The 21,978-nt window shown below is 47.8% G+C and carries 17 protein-coding genes and 2 pseudogenes; 4 read left to right on the top strand and 15 right to left on the bottom strand.

Annotated elements, in window-relative coordinates; translation table 11 throughout:
- The first annotated feature begins 154 nt into the window (after window positions 1-154).
- Both Q6A92_RS10030 and Q6A92_RS10025 read left to right on the top strand, forming a co-directional pair.
- The gene (locus Q6A92_RS10030) at window positions 155-343 is read left to right on the top strand and encodes a hypothetical protein (RefSeq protein ID WP_332238023.1); all 189 of its coding nucleotides are present in this window, start codon (window positions 155-157) and stop codon (window positions 341-343) included.
- Window positions 344-635: 292 nt separating this feature from the next.
- Complete coding sequence (locus Q6A92_RS10025; RefSeq protein WP_332238030.1) at window positions 636-1,892, top strand: cytochrome P450; 1,257 nt, start codon at window positions 636-638, stop codon at window positions 1,890-1,892.
- 126 nt (window positions 1,893-2,018) lie between these two features.
- Here Q6A92_RS10025 and Q6A92_RS10020 read toward each other — a convergent pair whose 3' ends face one another.
- The gene (locus Q6A92_RS10020; RefSeq protein ID WP_332238022.1) at window positions 2,019-2,684 is read right to left on the bottom strand and encodes a DUF975 family protein; all 666 of its coding nucleotides are present in this window, start codon (window positions 2,682-2,684) and stop codon (window positions 2,019-2,021) included.
- Between the two features lie 857 nt (window positions 2,685-3,541).
- On the opposite strand from Q6A92_RS10020, the gene Q6A92_RS10015 reads away from it, so the two are divergent.
- Window positions 3,542-4,054 (top strand): GNAT family N-acetyltransferase, encoded by a 513-nt coding sequence (locus Q6A92_RS10015; RefSeq protein WP_332238020.1) that lies wholly within the window; start codon window positions 3,542-3,544, stop codon window positions 4,052-4,054.
- 69 nt (window positions 4,055-4,123) lie between these two features.
- On the opposite strand, the pseudogene Q6A92_RS10010 reads toward Q6A92_RS10015, so the two are convergent.
- Window positions 4,124-4,414: pseudogene (locus Q6A92_RS10010) on the bottom strand (ArsB/NhaD family transporter); the annotation flags it as partial.
- A 752-nt stretch (window positions 4,415-5,166) separates the two neighbouring features.
- On the opposite strand from Q6A92_RS10010, the gene xerS reads away from it, so the two are divergent.
- A complete protein-coding gene (gene xerS, locus Q6A92_RS10005; protein WP_332238018.1) occupies window positions 5,167-6,282 on the top strand; it encodes a tyrosine recombinase XerS in 1,116 nt (371 codons plus the stop codon).
- A 64-nt stretch (window positions 6,283-6,346) separates the two neighbouring features.
- Here the strand turns inward: xerS and Q6A92_RS10000 are convergent, their stop codons facing one another.
- The 13 genes and pseudogenes from Q6A92_RS10000 to Q6A92_RS09940 all read right to left on the bottom strand — a co-directional run bounded on the left by Q6A92_RS10000 (window position 6,347) and on the right by Q6A92_RS09940 (window position 21,966).
- Entirely contained in the window at window positions 6,347-6,805 is a 459-nt protein-coding gene (locus tag Q6A92_RS10000) for an NUDIX hydrolase (RefSeq protein WP_274399528.1), read from the bottom strand.
- 75 nt (window positions 6,806-6,880) lie between these two features.
- The gene (locus Q6A92_RS09995) at window positions 6,881-7,681 is read right to left on the bottom strand and encodes a DUF4247 domain-containing protein (RefSeq protein ID WP_274399529.1); all 801 of its coding nucleotides are present in this window, start codon (window positions 7,679-7,681) and stop codon (window positions 6,881-6,883) included.
- A 27-nt stretch (window positions 7,682-7,708) separates the two neighbouring features.
- The gene (locus Q6A92_RS09990; RefSeq protein WP_274399530.1) at window positions 7,709-8,212 is read right to left on the bottom strand and encodes a DUF4178 domain-containing protein; all 504 of its coding nucleotides are present in this window, start codon (window positions 8,210-8,212) and stop codon (window positions 7,709-7,711) included.
- A 252-nt stretch (window positions 8,213-8,464) separates the two neighbouring features.
- The gene (locus tag Q6A92_RS09985; protein WP_274399531.1) at window positions 8,465-9,130 is read right to left on the bottom strand and encodes a PspA/IM30 family protein; all 666 of its coding nucleotides are present in this window, start codon (window positions 9,128-9,130) and stop codon (window positions 8,465-8,467) included.
- Window positions 9,131-9,400: 270 nt separating this feature from the next.
- A complete protein-coding gene (locus Q6A92_RS09980) occupies window positions 9,401-9,937 on the bottom strand; it encodes an EXLDI protein (RefSeq protein ID WP_274399533.1) in 537 nt (178 codons plus the stop codon).
- A 492-nt stretch (window positions 9,938-10,429) separates the two neighbouring features.
- Window positions 10,430-10,755, bottom strand: a pseudogene (locus Q6A92_RS09975) (arsenate reductase/protein-tyrosine-phosphatase family protein); the annotation flags it as partial.
- Window positions 10,756-10,891: 136 nt separating this feature from the next.
- Entirely contained in the window at window positions 10,892-11,332 is a 441-nt protein-coding gene (locus Q6A92_RS09970) for a MarR family winged helix-turn-helix transcriptional regulator (protein ID WP_274399535.1), read from the bottom strand.
- Between the two features lie 276 nt (window positions 11,333-11,608).
- On the bottom strand, window positions 11,609-12,814 hold the full coding sequence (locus Q6A92_RS09965) for a class I SAM-dependent methyltransferase (RefSeq protein ID WP_332238015.1): 1,206 nt from the start codon (window positions 12,812-12,814) through the stop codon (window positions 11,609-11,611).
- 274 nt (window positions 12,815-13,088) lie between these two features.
- A complete protein-coding gene (locus Q6A92_RS09960) occupies window positions 13,089-14,099 on the bottom strand; it encodes an NAD(P)/FAD-dependent oxidoreductase (RefSeq protein WP_274399538.1) in 1,011 nt (336 codons plus the stop codon).
- 469 nt (window positions 14,100-14,568) lie between these two features.
- Window positions 14,569-17,019, bottom strand: a complete 2,451-nt coding sequence (gene parC / locus Q6A92_RS09955; protein ID WP_274399540.1) for a DNA topoisomerase IV subunit A — start codon at window positions 17,017-17,019, stop codon at window positions 14,569-14,571.
- Between the two features lie 2 nt (window positions 17,020-17,021).
- The gene (gene parE / locus Q6A92_RS09950; protein WP_274399542.1) at window positions 17,022-18,992 is read right to left on the bottom strand and encodes a DNA topoisomerase IV subunit B; all 1,971 of its coding nucleotides are present in this window, start codon (window positions 18,990-18,992) and stop codon (window positions 17,022-17,024) included.
- A gap of 111 nt (window positions 18,993-19,103) precedes the next feature.
- Window positions 19,104-20,621 (bottom strand): carboxypeptidase M32, encoded by a 1,518-nt coding sequence (locus Q6A92_RS09945; RefSeq protein WP_332238013.1) that lies wholly within the window; start codon window positions 20,619-20,621, stop codon window positions 19,104-19,106.
- Between the two features lie 190 nt (window positions 20,622-20,811).
- A complete protein-coding gene (locus Q6A92_RS09940) occupies window positions 20,812-21,966 on the bottom strand; it encodes a THUMP domain-containing class I SAM-dependent RNA methyltransferase (RefSeq protein ID WP_332238012.1) in 1,155 nt (384 codons plus the stop codon).
- Between the last annotated feature and the right edge of the window lie 12 nt (window positions 21,967-21,978).

The raw sequence follows: 21,978 nt of genomic DNA, 5'->3' as shown, positions 1-21,978 counted from the left end.
TTAAAAATGCCTCACATCTTGCATAGGCTTATATGAGGCCGTTCAAATTAGTCGGAGCGCGGACGATCAGAAGCCTTATGATGATGGAACGCACGATAATCGCGTCCATGCCCCGGATCACCAGCCGAGACCGAAGAGTAAGCTGACGGCAGCCATGACGACGATTCTGAAAAACGGGGCGCTTCGCGGAGAAATCCAGCCTGAGGAAACACCCCGGATCATTTCATTGCCGCTGGATTTACTGCGCCGCGAGCTGATCATGAGACGGGAACCGATATCTGACAAAACCATTGAGAAAATTGCCGATGACATTTTCCTGCCGTTTATACATGCACAGCCATAATTGTATACAAATAGGGGCAGTAGGCGGTTAATCATTTCGGGTTCCGGTACAGGTCGGTCCGCAGCCGACCCCCGATATAGAAAAACGGATGGGCGGCTGCGTCATCCGTTTTTGTCATCCCATCTGTTGGCAGCCTATCTTTTTTAATGTTCGGCCGTTGCTCACTTATAGGTCCCCGTGCATTGTCCCAGACAATATTGTTTTTTGGAAATCTTTTTATGCATAGATTTTCCGAAGCAGGTCAAAACAGATAGTGTCTTATAATCCGATAAAGGAGCAGGTTTCTATGAACATGAAAGTGCACATTCCCCGTTCTGAAGGCCTGGATAACAGTCTCGACCTGCTGTCCGAAGGTTATTTATTTATTCGCAACCGATGCCGGTATCTGCAGACTGACGTCTTTCAGACACGTTTGCTCGCCCAAAATGTAATCTGCATGACCGGAGCCGAGGCGGCTCAGCTTTTTTATGATGAAGAACGGTTTATACGAAAAGGAGCAGCGCCGAAAAGGATTCAAAAAACACTGTTCGGGGAGAACGGTGTCCAAGGCCTTGACGGAGCGGCGCACAGGCACCGCAAACTCCTTTTCATGTCTTTGATGACCCCTGGGCGGCTTAACGACATCGTCGATCTGACCTATACGCAATGGCGGAAAACGATTCAAAAATGGGAAAGCAGGGATCGGATCATTCTCTTTGACGATGTTCAGGAAATCCTGTGCCGTGTTGCCTGCGAATGGGCAGGTGTCCCATTGAAAGAAGCCGAAGCCGGCAAAAGAGCCGACGATCTAGGCAAAATGGTGGACGGTTTTGGAGCGGTAGGGCCGAGACACTGGCAGGGGAAGGAAGCCCGCAAAAGATCCGAGCAATGGATCGAAACAATGATTGAACAAATCCGGGAAGGGGAGCTGAATCCTCCGAAGGGTACTGCCGCCGATGTCATCGCCCGGCACCGTGGGCTAAACGACAAGCCGCTGGAAAGCAAAATCGCTGCGGTGGAGCTGCTTAATATCCTGAGGCCTATCGTCGCGATCGCGACGTACATCACTTTCGGCGTCCACGCTCTTTATGAACATCCCGAATGCCGGAAGAAAATGCAATCCGGGAAAGGGCCATATGTTCAGCAATTTGTCCAAGAAGTCCGGCGTTCCTACCCGTTTACTCCTTTTGTCGGAGCACGGGTGCGCCGCAATTTTACATGGAAAAACTATCAATTTGAAGAGGGAACCTTGGTACTGCTTGATGTCTATGGAATGAACCACGATCCCCGTATTTGGAATCAGCCCGACGAGTTCCGCCCCGAGCGCTTTGACCATTGGCAGGGCAGCCCTTTTGACTTTATTCCGCAGGGAGGCGGAGACAACAGCCTCGGCCATCGGTGTGCCGGAGAGGCACTGACTGTTCGCGTCATGGAGGCTGGTCTGCATTTTCTGACGAATGAGATCGATTATGAAGTGCCTGTCCAGGACCTGAGTATCAATCTGTCGCGCATTCCTGCTTTGCCTGAGGACAGAATGGTCATCCAGCGTGTCAGACGAAAAACACTTTAACCCCAGCTCGCGGAACGGTGAACGTAAGCCGACAGAAATAACCGCCCGGCAGAGAAAGGCAGGCCGGGCGGTTATTTTTTGCGATCAATCTCCTCATGACGAACATCCGGTTCAGGAGTCGGGACGTTATCTTTCTTCCGACCTCAGTTCATCGTAAAATTCGGCAACGGAAGCGAGAACATAGGGAATAACCCACAACAAGCCGATAAACGCCGTCAGGAACACGGAAAGAATCATCCAGCCGATAAAACTTAAATTTAATAAAAAAAGCTCCCATTTATGGCCGTCCATCATCCTTCTGCTTTCCGTAATCGCTTCTGAAACGGAATATTCAGGATGGTCTCTCAGGATGAAAACGGTTTGAGAATAGGATAAACCTTTGATGATTCCGGGAATAATGAACAACAGGGACCACAGAATGACATATACTTCCATGACGACTGAAGCCCAGATGAGTCTCAGTGATCTATTTGTATCGGTATAAACCGAAAACACGCCATATAATTGCGGATGCTCAGACCTGACAAGCGAGAGGTAGAACCAGCAGACGCTGAATGTGAAGGGCGTAAGCACGAGGGAATAAACCAATTCAATGAGCTGTACGGATGCGGGTGTCTGGTTCGTCATTGCCCAATTATTTATCCAATTGCTCACTCCGCCGCAAAGTGCAATTTCGAAAAAATAGGGGGCGCCGATAACGATAAGTGCCGTTAAAAAAGTGAGCAGCGCAGCAACCGCCCAATAATCTTTCAATGATTTTCTGGCTTTTTTCTTAATTTCTAAGATGCGCATGTACCCGATTTTCCTCCTGATTTAATCTCCAATGGTGTCAGTAACTCTTTCGGTAATTATAATGTAACATAAAAAGGGTGGAGGATGGAACCTATCGTTAAGGAGAAAAGCCGAACGCACCAACAAAAAGAACCGGAGTGAAATTTCTGTGCGAATTCCACCTCGGTTCTTCATTTTTAGGAGGCCTTTATCCCTTCTGTGAACACAGTAAACTGTTTATCGATTTCAAGCTGCGGAACCCTGTAGAACTTGGATCACTGTGTTCCAAACCCTAAGCGGTTAGCATTTGTAGAGTAGAATGGAATTGAGTTGAGAGAAAAACAAATGAGATTAATTTCTCACTGAATTTATGTTTATAAATCGTTATTTAAATTAAACCGCAGTTTGACAATTTGTCCGTCTCTTTCAGTAACCATTATCATGGTATTTATTTTTGGAAAGTCATTTAAAAATCGCAATTAAGGATGTAATACTCACGATCTATTCTCTCTTTTCTATTTAGATGCTAACTTTATTGGCCGGAAAATTAAAAATAATAGTCAGAATTGTTAAAATGATATCTAAAAACTGTAAGCTGTGAAAGGATCTAAAGTTTCCAGCATGCCAGCCACCATAGGGCTGAGTGATTTGAGACCGGTGATGTAAAAACATAAGACAATAAGGTCCCAAGATCACAATTCCAACTGCTAAAGTAAATTCGTAGAAGCCAAAGTGATGCGGTTATATTCCATACTGGTTAAACAAAATTAGCTGTTATTCCGATGGAAAAGAAGGTGTAAAATAAGCATAAAGCGAATGCGTGGAAGAGTCCTCCATGCATTCAACCTTTATTTTCCTACTGGAAGAAGCGAGACCAAATGGAAATCAATCAGACGAACTACCATATTGATGGCATGAACCCATCCGACTGGGATCAGATCCGACAAATTTATCTCGACGGTATAAAAACAGGGTTAGCAACCTTTCAAACCGGGGCCCCGGAATGGAGCGAATGGGATCAAAGCCATGTGAAGACATGCCGGATTGTCGCACGTTCAGAAGGCTCAATATTGGGATGGGCTGCATTAAGTCCGACCTCGAGCCGTTGCTGCTATAAAGGAATCGGCGAGATCAGTATTTATATAAGCGATACACGCAAAGGGCAGGGGGTGGGAACAGCGCTTTTAAAATACTTGATTCATGATGCGGAGGACAATGGCTTTTGGACTTTGCAATCTGCCATCACCCGAGAAAACAAGGCAAGTTTAGCGTTGCATGCAAAGTGTGGGTTCAGGGAAATCGGGTTTCGGGAAAGAATTGCTCAAATGCCCGACGGCTCATGGCACGATGTGATTCTGATGGAGCGCAGAAGCCCGATTATCGGGATATAAACAAAATGAGTAAAAAATGGCCGACTTGCGATGAGCCGGCCATTTTTATTAAAAAGTTTTTGATCCGATTCAAGCAAACAGCAGTACAGAAAGATAAACACCGATCAAGGTGAGCAACAGAACAGGCAGGGTAATAACAACACCGATTTTAAAATACTGTCCCCACCTGATTTTGACGCCCTTTTCGGACAGCACATGCAGCCACAGCAGGGTGGCCAGTGAGCCAATCGGCGTCATTTTCGGACCCAGATCGGCACCGACCCCGTTCGCATAAACCAGTGCCCGGCGCATCAAACCCGTCATCGGAGTGGCATCGATCGAGAGGGCATTAATCATCACCGTCGGCATATTGTTCATCAACTATATTTCGATATCTTTATATTAAAATACGCTTATATATTTTGCAAGCAACCGATCTTGGCCAGTCCAAAAGGGGAGCAGGATCAAAAAATCTTTTGCAGCGTAACTATCATAGGCAGTACTCATTGATCCGTCAAATTTACCGCGGTAGATTAAAAATTCAGATAAATTAAAAGCTAAGCCGAAAGGAAGGAGGACGGCGAGCAGGTAGGTAAAAAGCGAGGACAGTGCATGACATCATGATTTTTTCTCAGGCAAGTCGATGCGGTGGTACGGATCCAGGAATAATTGCCTGCTTGTCAGGAAAAGAGATAAAGCAAATGAATGAAATAATGGGTAAGTAAAGTCAGTCAGAAAGACTGTTAAAATTTAAAGTGATTTATTTTAGCGATATCGTTTCAGATTATGTTGTTTTTGACAGATCTACATTTCAGATTTTAATGAAATGAAATGAATCGGCGGCGTGGGAACCATCGATAGAAAATGTAAAAATCTTTGAGTTTGAATCTGATATTTAATGAGTTTGAATCTGATATTTAAAAGGATATTTAAAAGGATGAAGAAAGTGCAAAAGAAAATATGATCTGCAGATTTGTGACACGAGAATCATTGATAGAAAGAGGAGCATTTTCACTGCCCTAGATTACTGCGTAAAATATAATTTTGACGAAGTAATATCCTCGTGTTAAAATAAAAACTGATTTCTCCCTAGTTAATGCATTTTTATTTTTATTTTTATGGAGGTGTTTTCAATGGCCGATGAACGCAACCGCCGACTTTACGACCGTATTGATGAAAAAACGGCTGAATTGCCGTGGTATGTCCGAGAGTACGTCGACAAGAAAATGCGGACGATGTCGCCGAGATCACTGCTTAATTACTGCCATGATTATTTAATCTTCTTTGACTGGCTGCTCGCTGAAGGTTTCTTCACCGGCAAGCGCACAGAAATTCCGCTGGATTGTCTGGAGTCGCTGACCCCGCAGTCTGTGGAAAATTTTCTTTCCTATTTGCAATTTCGGCTGCATAATGACAAATTCACAATCAACCGCAAGCTTTCCGCACTGAAATCACTATTCAACTATCTGCAGAACGTCGCTGAAACACCCGATCTCAAGCCCTATCTGCTGCGCAATGTCATGGCTAAAATTGCTTTTAACAAAATAAAAGAAGACCAGGAAACAATCGCCCAGAAAATGGCCGGAAAAATTCTTTGGAATGATGAATACGAACAATTTCGCTGTTTTGTCGCCCGCGACTACCGCGATGTAGTAAAAGATAACCGGAAGCTGCTTCATTTCCACAGCCAAAACGCTGAACGCGACACAGCGATCGTTTCCCTCATATTAGGGTCGGGACTCCGCCTTTCCGAAGTCGTCGGCCTGGATGTCAGCGATGTTGACTTCAAAAAACGAATGGTCCGTGTCATTCGCAAGGGAAACAAGGAGCAGTACGTCTTTTTCAGTGAACAGGCCAGCCTCGATCTTGAGGATTATCTGAATGTCCGCGCTAAAAAATACCATCTGCCGTCATCCAATAAAGCCTTATTTGTTTCTGCACCCATGGGTCCAAAGGATACAACACGGCGGCTCAGCCCGCGGGCCGTTGAAAATCTGGTAAAAAAATACGCAACGGCTTTCGGCAAACCGTCGCTGTCGGTACATAAATTGCGGCATTCTTTTGCGACACGCTATCAGGCCGAGAATAACGATATTCCGAAGCTGCGCCGTCAACTGGGGCATTCGTCCGTTCAGACGACGATGATCTATACACATTTGTCTAACGATGAACTGAAAAAAGCCGTGGATCATATGGACGATCACTTCGACAATCAGGAACCGTTTCCCGAAGAAAAGCAATCGGATTAACGGGAGACGGATTCCCTTCCCTCTTTTTCTCAGTCCAGTTTACATAATATAATTTATGTACTCTTTAATTAACCGTTTTCTGAATGCCGCCGCGTGCCAAAATAATCTTCGTCCGCTCGTCAAGCTCTTCCGGTAAATGCCGAAAATCAAAAAATTTCAGCTCCAGGCTCTCACCGTCATTCATCGCCAGTTCCCCCGTCGCCCTGTTCGTTTCATAGGCAACGATTACATTAAAGACTTCATCATCATTCGGATATTTAAAATAAAATTCCCGGCCTGAAAAAACGGCAACAAATACCAGCTCTTCTGTGGTCAATCCGGTTTCTTCAAATAACTCGCGCCTGGCGGTCTGTTCAAACGACTCACCGAGTTCCATGGCACCTCCCGGCAGCCCCCACTCTTTTGTATCCGACCGTAATTGAAGCAATATTTCTCTCTTATCATTGAAAACCAGGATGGTTGCCCCTGCGATAATTAGCGGACGATGTCCGATCAGCTCCCGCAGTTCCTGAACATAATCCATGATGAACCCCCTCCTCCATTGAGCGGCTTGTTCTTATATATCTTTTATATCTTTTATTTATGTCGGCAGAACTGTTTATCTGCTCCGTTTTATGATCTTCCCAAAGCCGCCGGTTTTTATTTTGGGAGGAGAATTGTTTTTCGGTATTGAAATAGTTGAACTCTTGGGTGCAACTTTATTGGAACCGGAGCCGCTGTTTGCTTTAAAAATTTTCCCTGTACTCTTTTCAACAGAACGGACAGCCTGCCCCATATCTTTTGAAACGCTCGTTCCTATTTTCGACAGTGTACTTGAAACGGTATTTGAATTGCTGCCGGAATTGCTGCGCCGGATGATCGATCCCGTCGTCTGCTTCGTTATCGGAGGAATCACCTTTTTCTCCTGTACCGTCGGCCGGCGGTATTTCGATGCGGACGGATAGGTTTTGCTGTTTGTATAGCCCCGATAATTTCCTACAGCGTTCTGACCCAGTTGAAAGATCTGATCAAGCAGAACCGCCGACAGATATCCCTTCAGAAAAGATGAACTGTAGTTATTGTCTACGAATGCTTTGTTGCTGACCTCAATCACGGTATTGTTCGGGTTCTTCTTGTCTTTTTGAATATCATAAAGCTCATTGGAATAAACCAGGAACATTTGCTGACTGTCCGTCTTAGACATCTGTTCCGGTTTCCTTTGACCGCTTAATTTTTTGGCCACTTCCGGAACGGTCTGGTTATCGGCCTGATAGATGTACGACTCCTGATTGCCGTTTTTAGAGACGGAGAGCAGCGGATAGCCGCCGACAGCGGACTGCCCGGAACATCCGGCTAGTATGGAAGCCCCAAGTACCAGAACCAGGACGATTTTTAAGGCGTTTGACAATTGTCTGAACATGCTCAACGCTTCTTTCTGCTCATGACTTCATGATTGAATGATTTTGACTTCCATCGGCAGCACAGTTTCCCCTTCATATAACATAATCCGGCCTGCCTGCCATTCAATACGCAGCAGCTTGCGATCGTCAGATTCAAAATCCCAGAGATACCGTTCATCCGAAGACGGAAAAGAGGTATCCCCTGACGCATGAGCCGCGCCGACTGCCTGATCTCCCATATGATACAGAGTCCCGTCCATTTCAATCGTCGTTGGAACTTCACTGATATCTTCGAGGCGGCCATCGATAGCTTCAAAGAGTGCCAGATCCAATGTTTCCCGCTTGGCTACCTGCATATATTTGACCGTGCTTCCGTCCTTTAAAGTTAAAAAAACCTCCTGGCGCTGCGGGAAAAACGTTCTGCCGGCCACCGTATAACTTGAAAATGAGATATCGACAATATCGCCTACCGACAACGTGTAGGGCGTCTTTTCGACGATTGCCGGTTCCGTTTTTTTGACTAAGTTGATGATTCGGCGAAAAACTGACATTATTTTCTCCTCTCAATCTGCCTTAAACTGCCTTAAAAATTTTGGCCTCGTACCCATAACGAAGCCTTCTTGTGACGGCGTGACAGCCGGAACAGTTTCATGCCGGACGCGGCGCTTATGTTCGGCCGCTCAAACTGGCTTGCCGTTTGGCCGTTTGTTTGATGGTAAAAATAAAGCCGGCAGCCGTCTATTAAAAATCTGTTCGGCATGCCGGCTCTCCGCTCGCTTATTTCTTGTTGCCTTTGGGCCCTTTTACTTTTTGTGCTGCTCGATCAGCCGGGCAAGCTCATCTTCCACTTTTTTATCCTTGCCCAGGTTCTCAAACTCTTCATCTATGGACTTGTCTTTTTTGTAGACTTCGCCGCTTGCTTCCGCCTCGGCTTCCATCTGCAATGTCTTCTCTTCCATGCGTTTCAGACCGGCCATTGCTGTGTTTGAATCAAAGCCTGACATAGTCTCGTTAATATTTTTCTGCGCCCTTGCCGCATTGACCCTGGCAACAAGCGTTTCCCGCTTGTCTTTGAGTGCAGCGACTTGTTTGCGCATCTCGTCAAGCTTCTCGCGGAGATTTTCCGAAGCCGCCTTGTTTTGCTCATAACGTTCCTTATATTCATTCACTTTCTGTTCGGCATGCTGTTTATCTTCAATGACTCTTCTCGCAAGATCAAGATTGCCCTCCTCAACGGCAATATGGGCCTGTTTCTCACGTTTTGCGACCAGTTCGGACTGTTCTTCATAAAGAGCCTTGAATTTTTTCTCAAGAGCAATTTGCGCCGCAACGCTTTTTTCAGCATCCAGTACGTCTTCCTGCATATCACGCAAGTACTGATCCGTCATTTTGATCGGATCTTCCGCTTTTTCAATCAAAGCATACACATTGGAAACGGCTAAATCGCGCAATCTCTTAAAAATGGACATCCAATTACCCTCCGATTCAGTTGATCTCATTTTTTATTTCTGAAAGGCAAAATCAAAAATGACAGATCACTTTTCATGGCCTTATATTCTTATAATAACGCCTTTCCGCAAACGATGAAAAGCCTTTTTTTGTCTTTTTACAAAAGCTTATGCCATTGTTTGTCTGCATTCATTTAATCGAAAACGGTGTCTGAATAATGAGCGTATATCAGGCATTTTCCTATAAAAAATATCGGCAGACGGCCGCAGACAGAATCGCGCTGCGGACTGTCATATATCAAGAAACTCGCCGTCCCTGATCTCATGAAGGGCACGGTAAAGATCGCCGGGCACATGCCCGGCAAGCATGTCGATCGAATCATAAACTTCCAGCCGGCGGATATCCGGAACATCCTCTTCTTTAGAGATCTGAATGCTCTTTTTATTTTCTCCCGCGAGCCTCTCCATAATCCTTTTCTCAAGCTCCCGTTCAATTGATTGCTCCAAAGGAATTTTTTTCTCCTCGGTGATTAGAACGGCGTAACGCCCGTGCACCGTTTCATAAACAATATAATTCGTCATCCGTTCGTCGGCATCGTCATAAACACTGGCGGATGCCAATTCCCGGCCGATAAATCGTTTCCTTTTATAAAAACCGTTTTCTCCTTCTAATACATCCACCTGCTCAAATCCCTTTCCCTCGCCAATTTTGACAAAGTAACGCAGCGCCTGAACAATGGTAGCCGACAAATTATTTCCCGAAACTTTCTGAGCTTGATCAAAAACCTGCAGATCGGCATCCGGAACATAAATCGTTTTATTCGGCATGGGCAACTTCCTCTCATTTGGGATTTGGATCTAAACTATTCAGATTATATTTATAAATATACACGATATATACGTATAATGGAAGGAGAACATATGTACATTGTCTGCATATGTATGCGCAATTTATATGTATAAGCCGATATGCCGAGATTATTTATTGACGCAAAGACCGGCCGGATGATTGCTGACATGACGGACAAAGTCTCCTGATCCATCTTCCAATCCATTGATTCGTTTACGATCCATTCTTCAGAATTTCTATTTTGAATTCGAAGCATGTTACGTTAAAAAAAAGAGCGGAGATGTGGGAAGATCGGATTGGAGCAATTTGTCGATCATAAAATAATTATGTAAACTATTCAGCTGTTTTTTAAATGGAAAGCACACCCTTAGTTAAAGCATTGCTGCCCTGTATTTAACAGCAACCGGAAGATCCCGGCCCCGTCAATGACCGGTCTTCTTTCCGGATATTTTTGTCCGGCTTATTTCCGTTCAAGGGTTTAATGATTTTTCTTCCTCCGCAAACTGTTTGATCCGTTTTTCAATGCCATCCCGGACACGCTGAAATACGGCCTGCTTTTCTGCCTCTGTGCCCTGTGCCTTTGCCGGATCCTCGAAGCCCCAGTGTTCCCGCCTGACCTGTGAGAGGTCATCGGTCACCGTTCTTCTGCATCGCCGCACAAAGTGACGACCCGATAAGCCTGATTGAGCAGGTTCCTGTCGATCAGCTTGGATGTTTGCTGCGAGATATCAATACCTGCTTCTTTCATTGCCTCTACAGCATTTGGATTGAGCCCGTGTGCCTCAATGCCGGCCGAACACAAAATGATGCCTGGGCCACGTTTTGAATCGCCGAATAAGCGAATACACAAATTAAACAAACGTTTAATTAAAACAGTGCAGATCCTCTAATCGATATTATTGGGCAAATCGGCTTTTCCATCTGCCTATTCCTTATTCACGATTCACTTTTTTCAGCAGTTTCAATAATTGTTTTCGTTCCTTTTTTGTCAGTGTCTGAAACAATGAGGCCTGGAACGCTTCTTGCATGGGCAGAATTTCATTGAACAGGACTGTCCCCTTTTCGGTAAGCGACAGATACTTTGTCTTCCATTCCTGTTCCCTGATAATATATCCGGCATCTTCCATCTTTCGCAGGATCTGTGTAATATTCCCTTTTGTTACCATCAGTTTCTCAGCCAGTTCTTTCTGAGAAAGGCGGGCATGGGAACCGATCAGAGTCAGGACATCAAACTGAGCACTGCTCAGATGCCACTCTCTTAGAAATTCATTAGACCGCCGGAAGCGGCTGATGTATGACCTGGACAGATTAGACCAAAGCCGTACACCCAGCCGTTTTTCTTTCACTGAAAAATGTTCCTCTTCTTCCTGCACCGGTTGCTCCCTCCTCCGCCCTGCTCATTTCGATTTCTAACGAACGCTTTGATTAACATCAGTTTATATGTAAACCTATTATTTGATCAAATCATTTGCCCGGCTTCCATGGTCAGCATTGCTGGACAAAAGAAAAGGCCGAAAAACAAATCCTTTTCAAAACGCTTCGCCGCCGGCGCTGCCCCGTCGCTCAACTTTATTTTATAGAAAATATCTTTCTATTTCACTTAATGGATTAATAGAAGATCGGTTTTTGCTTAAAATTCATCACGGCGTTCATTTGGAACAGACAAGGGTAAATATTTTAGGAATGCCGATGTCGCTGATTTTCATATTGGGTGCTTCATCCAGCCGTTCGACACGCAGACCGGCCTGTGCAAATGCCGTGACAATTTCGCCAAGCGTCCATTCCCGGAGATAAACCTTATTCTGCAGTTCCTCCGCCGACGCCAGATGTTTGCTGAAGGCCACCGCCCGTTCCCGGGGCTTCTTGTCAAAATAATTGCCAAAGACGACCTGTTTCTTTCCGCGGGTCGTCACCAGCTTCATCGACACCGGATGAAATTCCTGGAGTACCAGCTTTCCGCCCGGTTTCAGCAGCCGGTAGATCAGAGAAGCGAGCGGTTCAAGATCGACGAAATAGTGCAGCACACCCAGTTCCATAAGGACCAGATCATTCTCCGGTTTTTGGATTTTATCCGGGAGATTTAAAACATCAGAGACGATATAGTTCAGGTCGACATGGAGTGCAGCGGCCGTTTGTCTGGCATAGGCCGCATTTTCCTCCGATATATCCGCCACCGTGACGCTCGCGCCCAGTATTTCGAGCGCCAGTGCTTTACCGCCGTGTGAGCCAAGCAGATTGATGATTTTTTTCCCTCTTGGATCGCCGATATAGGCAGCCAGCTGCGCCAGTCTGCCTTCCGGATCACGCCTGATTTTTTCAGCGGCCTGCTCCGGCGGGCCAAAGCGCTCGACCCACGCTTTGTACGCTTCGTCGTTCCATGCCCGGCCATTTTGACCGGCAGCAGACTCCTGCAGCCTGTGAAGATATTTTTTTATTTCAAGATAAACGGGATCGTCTTTCTTCAGAACATATAAAAAGGAATCGACAGATTTGACAAAAAGAGCAAAACCGCTGAAAAATATCCTGAGACGTTCGGGATCTGTCCGGATCACTTCGCCGTGCCTGCAGACGATTCTGAAAGAAAAACAGTCGATTTTGAACAGAAATGAAGTCTCCCTTCCTCTTTCTTCAACGGCGCCCGCTCCATAGCTATGAAAAAGCCGCTGAATCTCAGTCATTGCATCCCACTGTACGGACAGCCGCGTCTCCGATTTTTCCCGGGGCCGGGCCATGACGCCCTGAACAACAAGTGCTCCGATCCCTTCCAGCGTATAGGGTACGCCCGCCTGTTCGATCAGACTGACTGCAGTCGTGACGGCGTTTATCCAATCTTCCTGTAATGTATGTTCGTTCATTCATAGGTCTCCTAATCTTATTGTTCAGCCGTGCTCTGGTGCTTCAGCCGGTGCCGGTCACGGATCAAAAATTCTTCTCGGGGCAGCAAGCTTCGCACCGTCTCTCCGCCCCGATCACACACCTTACGATTATAAGTCAGATGGCGCGGGATAACGTTCAGTTACTGAAGTGCATCATAAAACCAGCCACTGCTCTCCATCGAGTGACTGGTTTGCCATCCAATTATTGATCTATTTTCCTCAAATCAGCAGTAAAAAATCCGATCGCTATTTTTTACTTTGAAAAAAGCTCTTCGGCACTTGAACTGTGCATCGGCTGTGTCCGTGAATCCGGATCAATATAGTGCTTCGCGTTGTTGACAGCCGTCGGGGCTTCGCCAAACCCGCTCGCAATCAGTTTTACTTTTCCGGGATAGGCAGCTACATCGCCGGCAGCATATACGCCCGGAATATTGGTCTCCATTTTGGAATTGACCACAATCGAATTTTTATCTAATTCCAGGCCCCAGTCCTTAATCGGCCCCAGTGCGGAAACAAAGCCGTAATTAACGATTAGATCATCAAGCGGAAGATTTTCTTCGCGGGTCCCTTTGACTTCAGAAACGATCAGCCGTTTAATGACTCCGTCCGCTCCCTCAATGGCTTTCGCCGTAAACGGGGTCAATACCTTAATCGAAGAGTCCTTCATCCGCTGAACGGTTGTTTCATGAGCGCGGAATGCATTGCGCCGATGAACGATCGTTACTTCGTCCGCTATCGCTTCCAGCGTATTGGCCCAGTCAACGGCCGAGTCTCCGCCGCCCAATATGACAACTTTTTTGTTCTTGAATTTCTGAACGTCATTAACGTAGTAGTGAAGGTTCGTCTGCTCATACTTCTCGGCGCCTTCCACCTTCAGCGGCCTCGGTGAAAAGGCTCCGACGCCCGCAGCAATGATAACCGTTTTTGTCCGGTGACTGGCTCCCGATTCGCTCTCAAGAACGATCGTGCCGTCATCCATTTTATGCAGTGCATTGACATTCTCGCCAAGTATCATCGTCGGATGGAACTGTCCGGCCTGACCGATGAGACGCTTTACCAGATCTTTTGCCTTGACTCTCGGAAACCCGGCAACATCAAAAATATCTTTTTCCGGATAAAGCGTCCCCAACTGACCGCCCAGCTGCGGAAGATTTTCAATTATTTTTACCTTCATCTGGCGCAGTCCGGCATAAAAAGCGGTAAAAAGACCCGTCGGACCTCCGCCGATAATCGTTACATCATACAGAGCCTGATCTTCAGTCAAAATAACCCCTCCAGAATTTATTTTAGAAATGAACTGCTCCATATTTCGCCTCAATCAAAAAAAGAAAAACACGGTTTCCGCCGGATTCAGAAAAGATCGCACCGTCTTATCTGCCCTCTCAAGAGAACGGATGGCCGACCTTGCGGCAGACCGTCCGGTGAGCCGGCTCTTCAGCATAAAACCGCTTCATCTGCAAGTCCTCACCTCTTAAAAAATAAAATATCATTGCTCGCTGAAAAAAATCTGAAAGTCTGAAAGTCTGAAGGCATTTTTATCAAAATTGGATGGTTCTCTCTCATACAGCCCACTCTAAATAATAATAAACCATTCTGACAAGGGAGGTAAACAGATGAAACTTACATAAAATTTGCTCCTGCCCGGAAAATCAACCCGTCAGCGTGAAGAAAGCAGAAGCCGGATCCGTCCCTCGGCCAGATCGCTCCCGGCAGCAGCTGCAAACAGACCGGAGTTAAACGATCCGATCCTGGCTATGATTCGAAACATTTTTCCAGATTTCAATAACATCGCCGTCCTCATCCTGATCGACAACAAAGGAACCGTTATTGTACCGGTCGGACAGGCGCATTCCGGCAACATCGACGGCCACGATTTTGCCCTTTTCAGTTAAGAGCTGAACAGAGTCTTCGGAAGACACGAGTTCAATGCCGGCAATACGATGCGGCCTCGTTTTCAATTCACGAAGCAGCATGAGGCCGCGCCGTGCGCGCGAACTTTTTTCCAGCTGCCCGTCCAGCGGCATTTTCTTAACGGCTCCCCGATCTGTGGCAATAAACAAACCGGGAGACGTATTCGTTGAAAATACGGCGCTGCCGGCGACTCTGTCTTCTGCCTTCAGTTGGATCGCCTTGACGCCGGCAGCTCTCAGGCCGACAGTGCCGGCGTCATCTTCAGAAAAACGCAGACCATAGCCGAGCCGGGTGGCGACAACGATCTCCGCCTTTCCGTTCGTCAGAAATGCCTGAAGACATTCATCATCCTTTTTCAGTTTCAGTGCGGTCAGCGGCTTTGAATAGCGCTGGGCTTTATACTCAGCCAATTCTGTACGCTTCACCGTACCAAGCTTCGTAATAAAAGTCATATAACAGTTTTCCGTATGAAAATCCGTTACAGGAACTGCCGCAACAACCTGTTCATCCGCCTCGACGGCCACCAGGCTGGCCACATGCTGGCCTAATTCCTTCCAGCGTTTGTCCGGAATTTCGTGGACCGGGATGTAAAGATAGTGCCCCCTGTTTGTAAAGACGAGCAGCGTATCGGTCGTATTCATCTCATGCTGAAAGAGTACCCGGTCCGTTTCTTTCATGGCAACGGCATCTTCACTGCTGGCAGAATAAGAGCGCAGGCTGGAACGCTTAATATATCCGTGTTTGGTCAGTGAAACAACGACATCCTCGGCGGCGACCATGACCTCCAGATCGATTTTTATTTCCTCGATTTCATTTTCAATGGTTGTCCGCCTCGCATCGGCGTACTTTTTTCTGATCGCAGTCAACTCTTTTTTGATGATGGCGATCAATTTCTTTTCAGAAGCGAGAATGCCTTCCAGCCGTTCAATGGTCTTTGCGAGTTCGGCTTCCTCTTTCTGCAGCGTTACGATATCGGTATTGGTCAGACGGTACAGCTGAAGATTGACAATCGCTTCGGCCTGCGCCTCACTGAAGCCAAACGCTTCGGACAGATTCAATTTGGCATTCTTTTTGTCTTTGGACGCGCGGATCACGCGGATCACGTCGTCAAGGATGGAAACGGCTTTGATCAGGCCCTGAACGATATGCTGGCGCTCTTTGCTTTTATCCAGCTCATACTGCGACCGGCGCCGGACCACTTCTTTCTGATGCTCAACGTACGCCTCAAGGATCTCCTTAAGGCCGAGCTGGCGCGGAGCCTTATGATCGATAGCGACCATATTGAAATTATAGGCAATCTGAAGATCGGTATTTTTAAAAAAGTAATTCAGAATGCCCTGGGCATCGGCATCTTTTTTCAATTCAATCAGGATGCGCATTCCGCTTCGGTCCGTCTCATCGCGGACTTCCGCAACGCCTTCTACTTTGTGGTCGAGCCGCAGTTCATCCATCTTTTTGACAAGCTGTGCTTTATTGACTTCATAAGGGAGTTCAGTAATGACAACCTGCTGTCTGCCCGTACGCAGAACTTCGATTTTTGTACGGGCACGGATCACGATCTTGCCCTTTCCGGTCCGATAGGCCTTTTTAATCCCTTCAATCCCCTGGACAATGCCGCCGCTCGGGAAATCCGGCCCCTTTACGACAGTCATCAGATCGTCGACCGTGCTGTCTGGTTTCTCCATCAGCATGACAGCCGCATCGATAATTTCAGCAAGAGAATGAGGAGGAATCTCCGTTGCGTAACCGGCCGAAATCCCAGTCGATCCATTAACGAGCAGGTTCGGGAACTTCGAAGGGAAAACAATCGGTTCCTCCAGTGTATCATCAAAATTCGGCACAAAATCGACCGTTTTGGCATCGATATCGCGCAGCAGTTCCTCGGAAATGCGGGACAGCCGGGCCTCTGTGTAACGCATCGCTGCCGGCGGATCGCCGTCCAGGCTGCCGTTGTTCCCGTGCATTTCGATCAGAGGCATCCGCACCTTCCAATCCTGGCTCATCCGGACCATTGCTTCGTAGACCGGCGCGTCGCCGTGCGGATGATAGTTGCCGATGACATTGCCGACGGTCTTTGCCGATTTGCGGAACGGTTTGTCGCTCGTATTCCCATCGCGCAGCATCGCAAATAAAATACGGCGCTGTACCGGCTTCAGACCATCCCGGACATCCGGAAGCGCGCGTTCCTGAATAATGTATTTACTGTATATGCCGAAGCGGTCGCCGATGACTTCTTCCAGCGGCAGATCGAGCAGTTTTTCGCGTTTTGCCATCTTTACTCAGCACCTTTCACGACTGTCAGGTTCTCATTTTCCAGGATGTTCGTCTCTTCGTCAAGGCCGAACGCAACATGCGATTCAATCCATTTGCGGCGCGGCTCGACCTTATCGCCCATCAAAGTGGTCACCCTCCGCTCGGCATAGGCCTGATCATCAATCTTCACACGGATCAGCGTCCGCGAATCCGGATTCATCGTCGTCTCCCAGAGCTGATCCGCATTCATCTCACCCAGGCCTTTGTAACGTTGGATGGTGTATCCCTTTCCGATCTTTTGGATCGCTTCTTTGAGGCCCTGATCATCCCAGGCGTACTCAAGCACTTCCTTTTTCCCTGTTCCCCGGCTTACCTTGTAAAGAGGCGGCAGGGCAATATAGACCTTTCCCGCATCGAACAGCGGCCGCATATACCGATAGAAAAAGGTCAGCAGCAGTACCTGGATGTGGGCTCCGTCATTATCCGCATCGGTCATGATCACGATTTTATCGTAATTGCTGTCTTTGATTGAGAAATCAGCCCCAACGCCCGCTCCGATTGCATAGATCATCGTACTGATCTCTTCATTTTTCAAAATATCTTCAAGCCGCGCTTTTTGTGTGTTGATCACTTTTCCGCGCAAAGGAAGGACAGCCTGGAACTTACGGTCCCGTCCCTGTTTGGCGGAACCGCCGGCCGAATCGCCTTCCACCAGATAGAGCTCGTTGCGGTCTGCATTTTTTGAAGAAGCCGGTGTCAGCTTCCCGCTCAGAAGAGACTCCTTCCGCCGCGTTTTTTTGCCGTTTCTCGCTTCCTCGCGCGCTTTGCGGGCAGCAAAACGCGCCTGCTGGGCCCGGACGGCCTTTCTGATCAGCATTTCACTCGTTTGCGGATTTTCTTCAAGATAATAGGACAGCTGCTCGGAAACGACAGTATCGACGGCCGAACGGGCCTCGTTCGTCCCCAGTTTTTCCTTTGTCTGGCCCTCAAACTGAAGCAGCTGTTCCGGTATCCGGACCGAGACGATGCCCATGAAGCCTTCGCGGATATCGCTGCCGTCGAGATTCTTATCTTTTTCTTTCAGCAGTCCCGACTTTCTGGCGTAATCATTGAAAACGCGTGTCAAAGCCGTGCGGAATCCGGACTCATGTGTTCCGCCGTCCTTTGTCCGGACGTTGTTGACAAACGAGATCAGATTTTCCGAATAGCCGTCGTTAAACTGAAAGGCAACGTCGACTTCCATATCGTTTGCCTTCCCTTCAAATGAAACGACCGGATGCAGGGTATCCTTATCTTCATTCAGATAAGCAACGAACGCTTTCAGGCCCTCCTCATACTGATACGTTTCCTCTTTTCCGGCGCGTTCATCGGTCAGGACGATCTTCATCCCTTTCTTCAGGAATGCCGATTCGCGCAGCCGCTCGCTCAGAACATCGAATTGAAACGCTGTCGTGCTGAAAATAGAAGGGTCCGGTTTAAAATGGACCAACGAACCGCTTTCCCTGGACGTTCCGATTTTTTCAAGAGTCGAGACCGGATGGCCGCCGCCTTCAAAACGCTGCCTGAAAATAGAACCGTCCCGCCAGATCGTCACTTCAAGCCATTCGGACAGAGCGTTGACAACAGACGATCCGACGCCGTGAAGACCGCCGCTCGTTGTGTAGCCGCCGCTCTGTCCGAATTTTCCGCCGGCATGAAGCACGGTAAATATGACTTCGACCGTCGGCTTGCCCGTCCGGTGAATTCCCGTCGGCATGCCCCGTCCGAAATCGCGGACACTGATGCTGCCGTCCTTATGGATTCTGACAAGGATCTCGTTGCCAAAGCCCGCCAGAGCCTCATCAACGGCATTATCGACAATCTCATAGACGAGATGATGCAGCCCCCGCGAATCCGTCGATCCAATATACATGCCGGGACGTTTTCTGACCGCTTCGAGGCCTTCCAGAATTTGAATTGTGTCATCGTCATAGGCCGGTACCTGTCTTGCCAAATAAAAAACCCCTTTCGCCGCCTGATTGACGGCTGTTTTCCGTTTCAGGCGGCATCATTCTGTCTTTATGAAAAAAGAGAGCAATATCCTTTAATAAACGTATTTCCCGTATTAATGATTCAGTCTGTAAATATCGCTGTACTTCTCCGTCAGATAACGGATCAGATAGTCGGGATTGGGACCCTCGCCCGTCGCATCGTTCAGAATCTCAAGCGGTTTCTTGAGGCTGCCGAACCGATGAATGTGCAGGCTCAGCCAGTCCGTAATGGCCGCAATGTCTCCGCGGCGGACGTGCTCGTCAAAATCCGGAAGTTCACGAAGCATGGCATGTTTGAACTGAGCCGCATACACATACCCAAGCGCGTAGGACGGAAAATAGCCGAAATCTCCGCTTGGCCAGTGGATATCCTGAAGCACGCCTTCACGGTCATTTTTCGGCTCGATGCCGAGATATTCCTTCATCTTCTCATTCCATACCCCCGGAAGGTCCGCGACTTCCAGATCTCCGTCGAACAGCGCCTTCTCAATATCATAGCGCACCATGATGTGCAGCGGGTAGGTCAGTTCGTCCGCCTGTGTCCGGATAAAAGAAGGATGAGACTGATTAATGGCCCTGTAAAAATTATCAAGCGAAACATTGTCAAACTGTCCGCTTGCATAACGCTTCAGTTCTTCATAATGATATTCCCAGAAAGCCTTGCTGCGGCCGATAAAATTCTCGAAGAACAGCGACTGCGATTCATGGATGCCCATCGACGTGCCCTCGCAGAGCGGCGTTCCGACCAGATCGCGGGAAATATGCTGCTCATAGATCGCGTGCCCGCCTTCGTGAATCGTTCCGAGCACGGCCGCGATAAAATCGTTTTCCCGATAATGGGTCGTGACGCGCACATCGCCGGGATTCAGGGTTGTTTCAAACGGATGCTCCGTCTCGTCAAGCCGGCCCGCCGCAAAATCGTAGCCGTTTTCACGCAGAATGTGCAGGCAGAATGCCTTTTGTTTTTCGGCAGGAAAGCGGACGGCTAGAAAACCGCTCTCCGGCCGATTGCCTGAGGAAGCAATGGCCTGGACAAGGGGAACAATCCCCCGGCGCAGCTGATCAAATATCCGGTCGATCGTGTCGGCGGTCAGTCCCGGTTCATAAAGGTCGAGAAGCGCGTCATACTTATTTGTCTCGACGCCCCAATACTGGATAAAATGCCGCTTAAAATCTACCATTTTTTCAAGATAAGGACGAAGCAGCGAAAAATCGCCCTTTGCCTTGGCATCTTCCCAGACACTCTGTGCCTGCGACTGCAGAACGGTATACGCCTGATTTTCTTCCGTCGGTATCTTTACATAATGATCGTATGTTTTTTTTGATTTTTCAATCATTCTCCGGGTTGCCTGACTCAGCTTATTCTGTACCGCCGGATCCGTCAGGGCATCGATGTACTGTTTCATTTCCGCAGAAACAGACCGTTTGAACACTTCATCCGCCAGCGTTCCGACAACCTCCGAACGCTGTGCAATTCCTTTTTTCGGAGCGCCCGTGCGCATATCCCATTCTGCCAAGGCAATCGCTTCATTAAAATCCATAATTTTTTTAACGTATCGATAATAAGCTTTCACTGTTTCTTCAATCGGCATCATGACCCCCGACCTTTCTCTTTTTTGTTAAGAAGAATCTGTAGTCTATTTCTCTTTTCAAAAGATAATGTCCTGCTTGCAACAAAATCGTCAAAGTTCTTTATAGTGCAATATCCGTTTTTATCGGCCGGCCTTTCTAAAACAATCGAAAGCTTTTTTTGGAAGCGGGGCGTCCATCAGAATTCAGTCATTATCGTGACGGTTCTGCTTCTCTCGGCCTTTTACGCCCGAAGTACTGATAATAATCCGTACGGATACGGCCATTATACAGTTTCCGTTTCTTTGTCGCTTTTCTGCCGAAAAACGTTTCAAAAGCTTCAAACGATGAAATGAAGTAAAAAGACAAGGTCTCATTTTTCCGGAAAAGCTGTCCGAGATCGCGGCAGATTTGTTCAATCTGTTCCCGCTCGCCCATCCGTTCCCCGTAAGGAGGATTGCCGATCAGGCATCCGTAATCCTGTTTTGCCGTAAAGTCGGCCACCTGCATCTGTTTAAAAGTGATCAAACCGCCCAGGCCCGCTTCCAGAGCATTATGTTCCGAAAGCTCGACCATATTATGGTCAATATCGCTCCCCAATATATTGAGCTGTCGATCGTAGTTCGCCTGATCTTCGGCCTCTTCACGGGCAGCCTTCCACTCGTTGTTCCGGAACATCGGCCAGTTCTCCGAGGCAAACGAGCGGTTAAACCCGGGCGCAATGTTCTGCCCGATCATCGCCGCCTCGATCGGAAGGGTCCCGGAACCGCAAAAAGGATCGGCAAACGGGCGGTCGGGCGTCCAGCGGCTTAAATAAATCAGCGCACTCGCCAGCGTTTCTTTTAAAGGGGCGGCGCTGTGCAGCCGGCGATAGCCTCGCTTGTGAAGCCCTTCACCGCTTGTGTCAATGGACAGAATGACCTGATCCTTGTCAATGGCAACCTGTATTTTGAAAAGAGGGCCGTCTTCCGTAAACCATTCCCTGTGATAACGGGTCTTCATGTTCTCAGCGACCGCTTTCTTCACGATCGCCTGGCAATCGGGGACACTGTGCAGCCGGGATTTATGCGATTTCCCTGTGACCGGGAAAGCAGCGTTTTCCGGAAGAAAATCCGCCCACGGCAGGGCTTTCGTCTGTTCAAAGAGACTATCGAAAGTCAGCGCTTCAAACGCTCCTACTTTCACTCTCACCCGATCGGCCGTCCTCAGCCAAAGGTTTGTCCTGCAAATATCAACCGGATCTGCAGCAAATGTAATCCTGCCGTTCTCAACCGTCAGATCCGCATAGCCAAGTTTTCTGAGCTCATCGGCAGCGACGGATTCAAGACCCATTGCCGCCGTGGCGATCAGAGACAGACTTTTTGCCATTGCTTCGCCCTC

Origin of the sequence: Sporolactobacillus sp. KGMB 08714, from assembly GCF_036598985.1 — a bacterium.
Classification (GTDB): Bacteria; Bacillota; Bacilli; order Bacillales; family Sporolactobacillaceae; genus Sporolactobacillus.
The sequence above is the reverse complement of the archived record's forward strand: the minus strand, read 5'-3'. Positions and strand labels throughout refer to the sequence as shown.

Bases quoted from the DNA above. Each gene is read 5' to 3' on its own strand.
- Q6A92_RS09965 (WP_332238015.1), bottom strand. From the start codon at position 12,814: ATGAACGAACATACATTACAGGAAGATTGGATAAACGCCGTCACGACT.
- Q6A92_RS10000 (WP_274399528.1), bottom strand. From the start codon at position 6,805: ATGGATTATGTTCAGGAACTGCGGGAGCTGATCGGACATCGTCCGCTA.
- Q6A92_RS09985 (WP_274399531.1), bottom strand. From the start codon at position 9,130: ATGTCCATTTTTAAGAGATTGCGCGATTTAGCCGTTTCCAATGTGTAT.
- xerS (WP_332238018.1), top strand. From the start codon at position 5,167: ATGGCCGATGAACGCAACCGCCGACTTTACGACCGTATTGATGAAAAA.
- Q6A92_RS10030 (WP_332238023.1), top strand. From the start codon at position 155: ATGACGACGATTCTGAAAAACGGGGCGCTTCGCGGAGAAATCCAGCCT.
- parC (WP_274399540.1), bottom strand. From the start codon at position 17,019: ATGGCAAAACGCGAAAAACTGCTCGATCTGCCGCTGGAAGAAGTCATC.
- Q6A92_RS09995 (WP_274399529.1), bottom strand. From the start codon at position 7,681: ATGTTCAGACAATTGTCAAACGCCTTAAAAATCGTCCTGGTTCTGGTA.
- Q6A92_RS10025 (WP_332238030.1), top strand. From the start codon at position 636: ATGAAAGTGCACATTCCCCGTTCTGAAGGCCTGGATAACAGTCTCGAC.
- Q6A92_RS09940 (WP_332238012.1), bottom strand. From the start codon at position 21,966: ATGGCAAAAAGTCTGTCTCTGATCGCCACGGCGGCAATGGGTCTTGAA.
- Q6A92_RS10020 (WP_332238022.1), bottom strand. From the start codon at position 2,684: ATGCGCATCTTAGAAATTAAGAAAAAAGCCAGAAAATCATTGAAAGAT.
- Q6A92_RS09990 (WP_274399530.1), bottom strand. From the start codon at position 8,212: ATGTCAGTTTTTCGCCGAATCATCAACTTAGTCAAAAAAACGGAACCG.
- Q6A92_RS10015 (WP_332238020.1), top strand. From the start codon at position 3,542: ATGGAAATCAATCAGACGAACTACCATATTGATGGCATGAACCCATCC.
- Q6A92_RS09980 (WP_274399533.1), bottom strand. From the start codon at position 9,937: ATGCCGAATAAAACGATTTATGTTCCGGATGCCGATCTGCAGGTTTTT.
- Q6A92_RS09945 (WP_332238013.1), bottom strand. From the start codon at position 20,621: ATGCCGATTGAAGAAACAGTGAAAGCTTATTATCGATACGTTAAAAAA.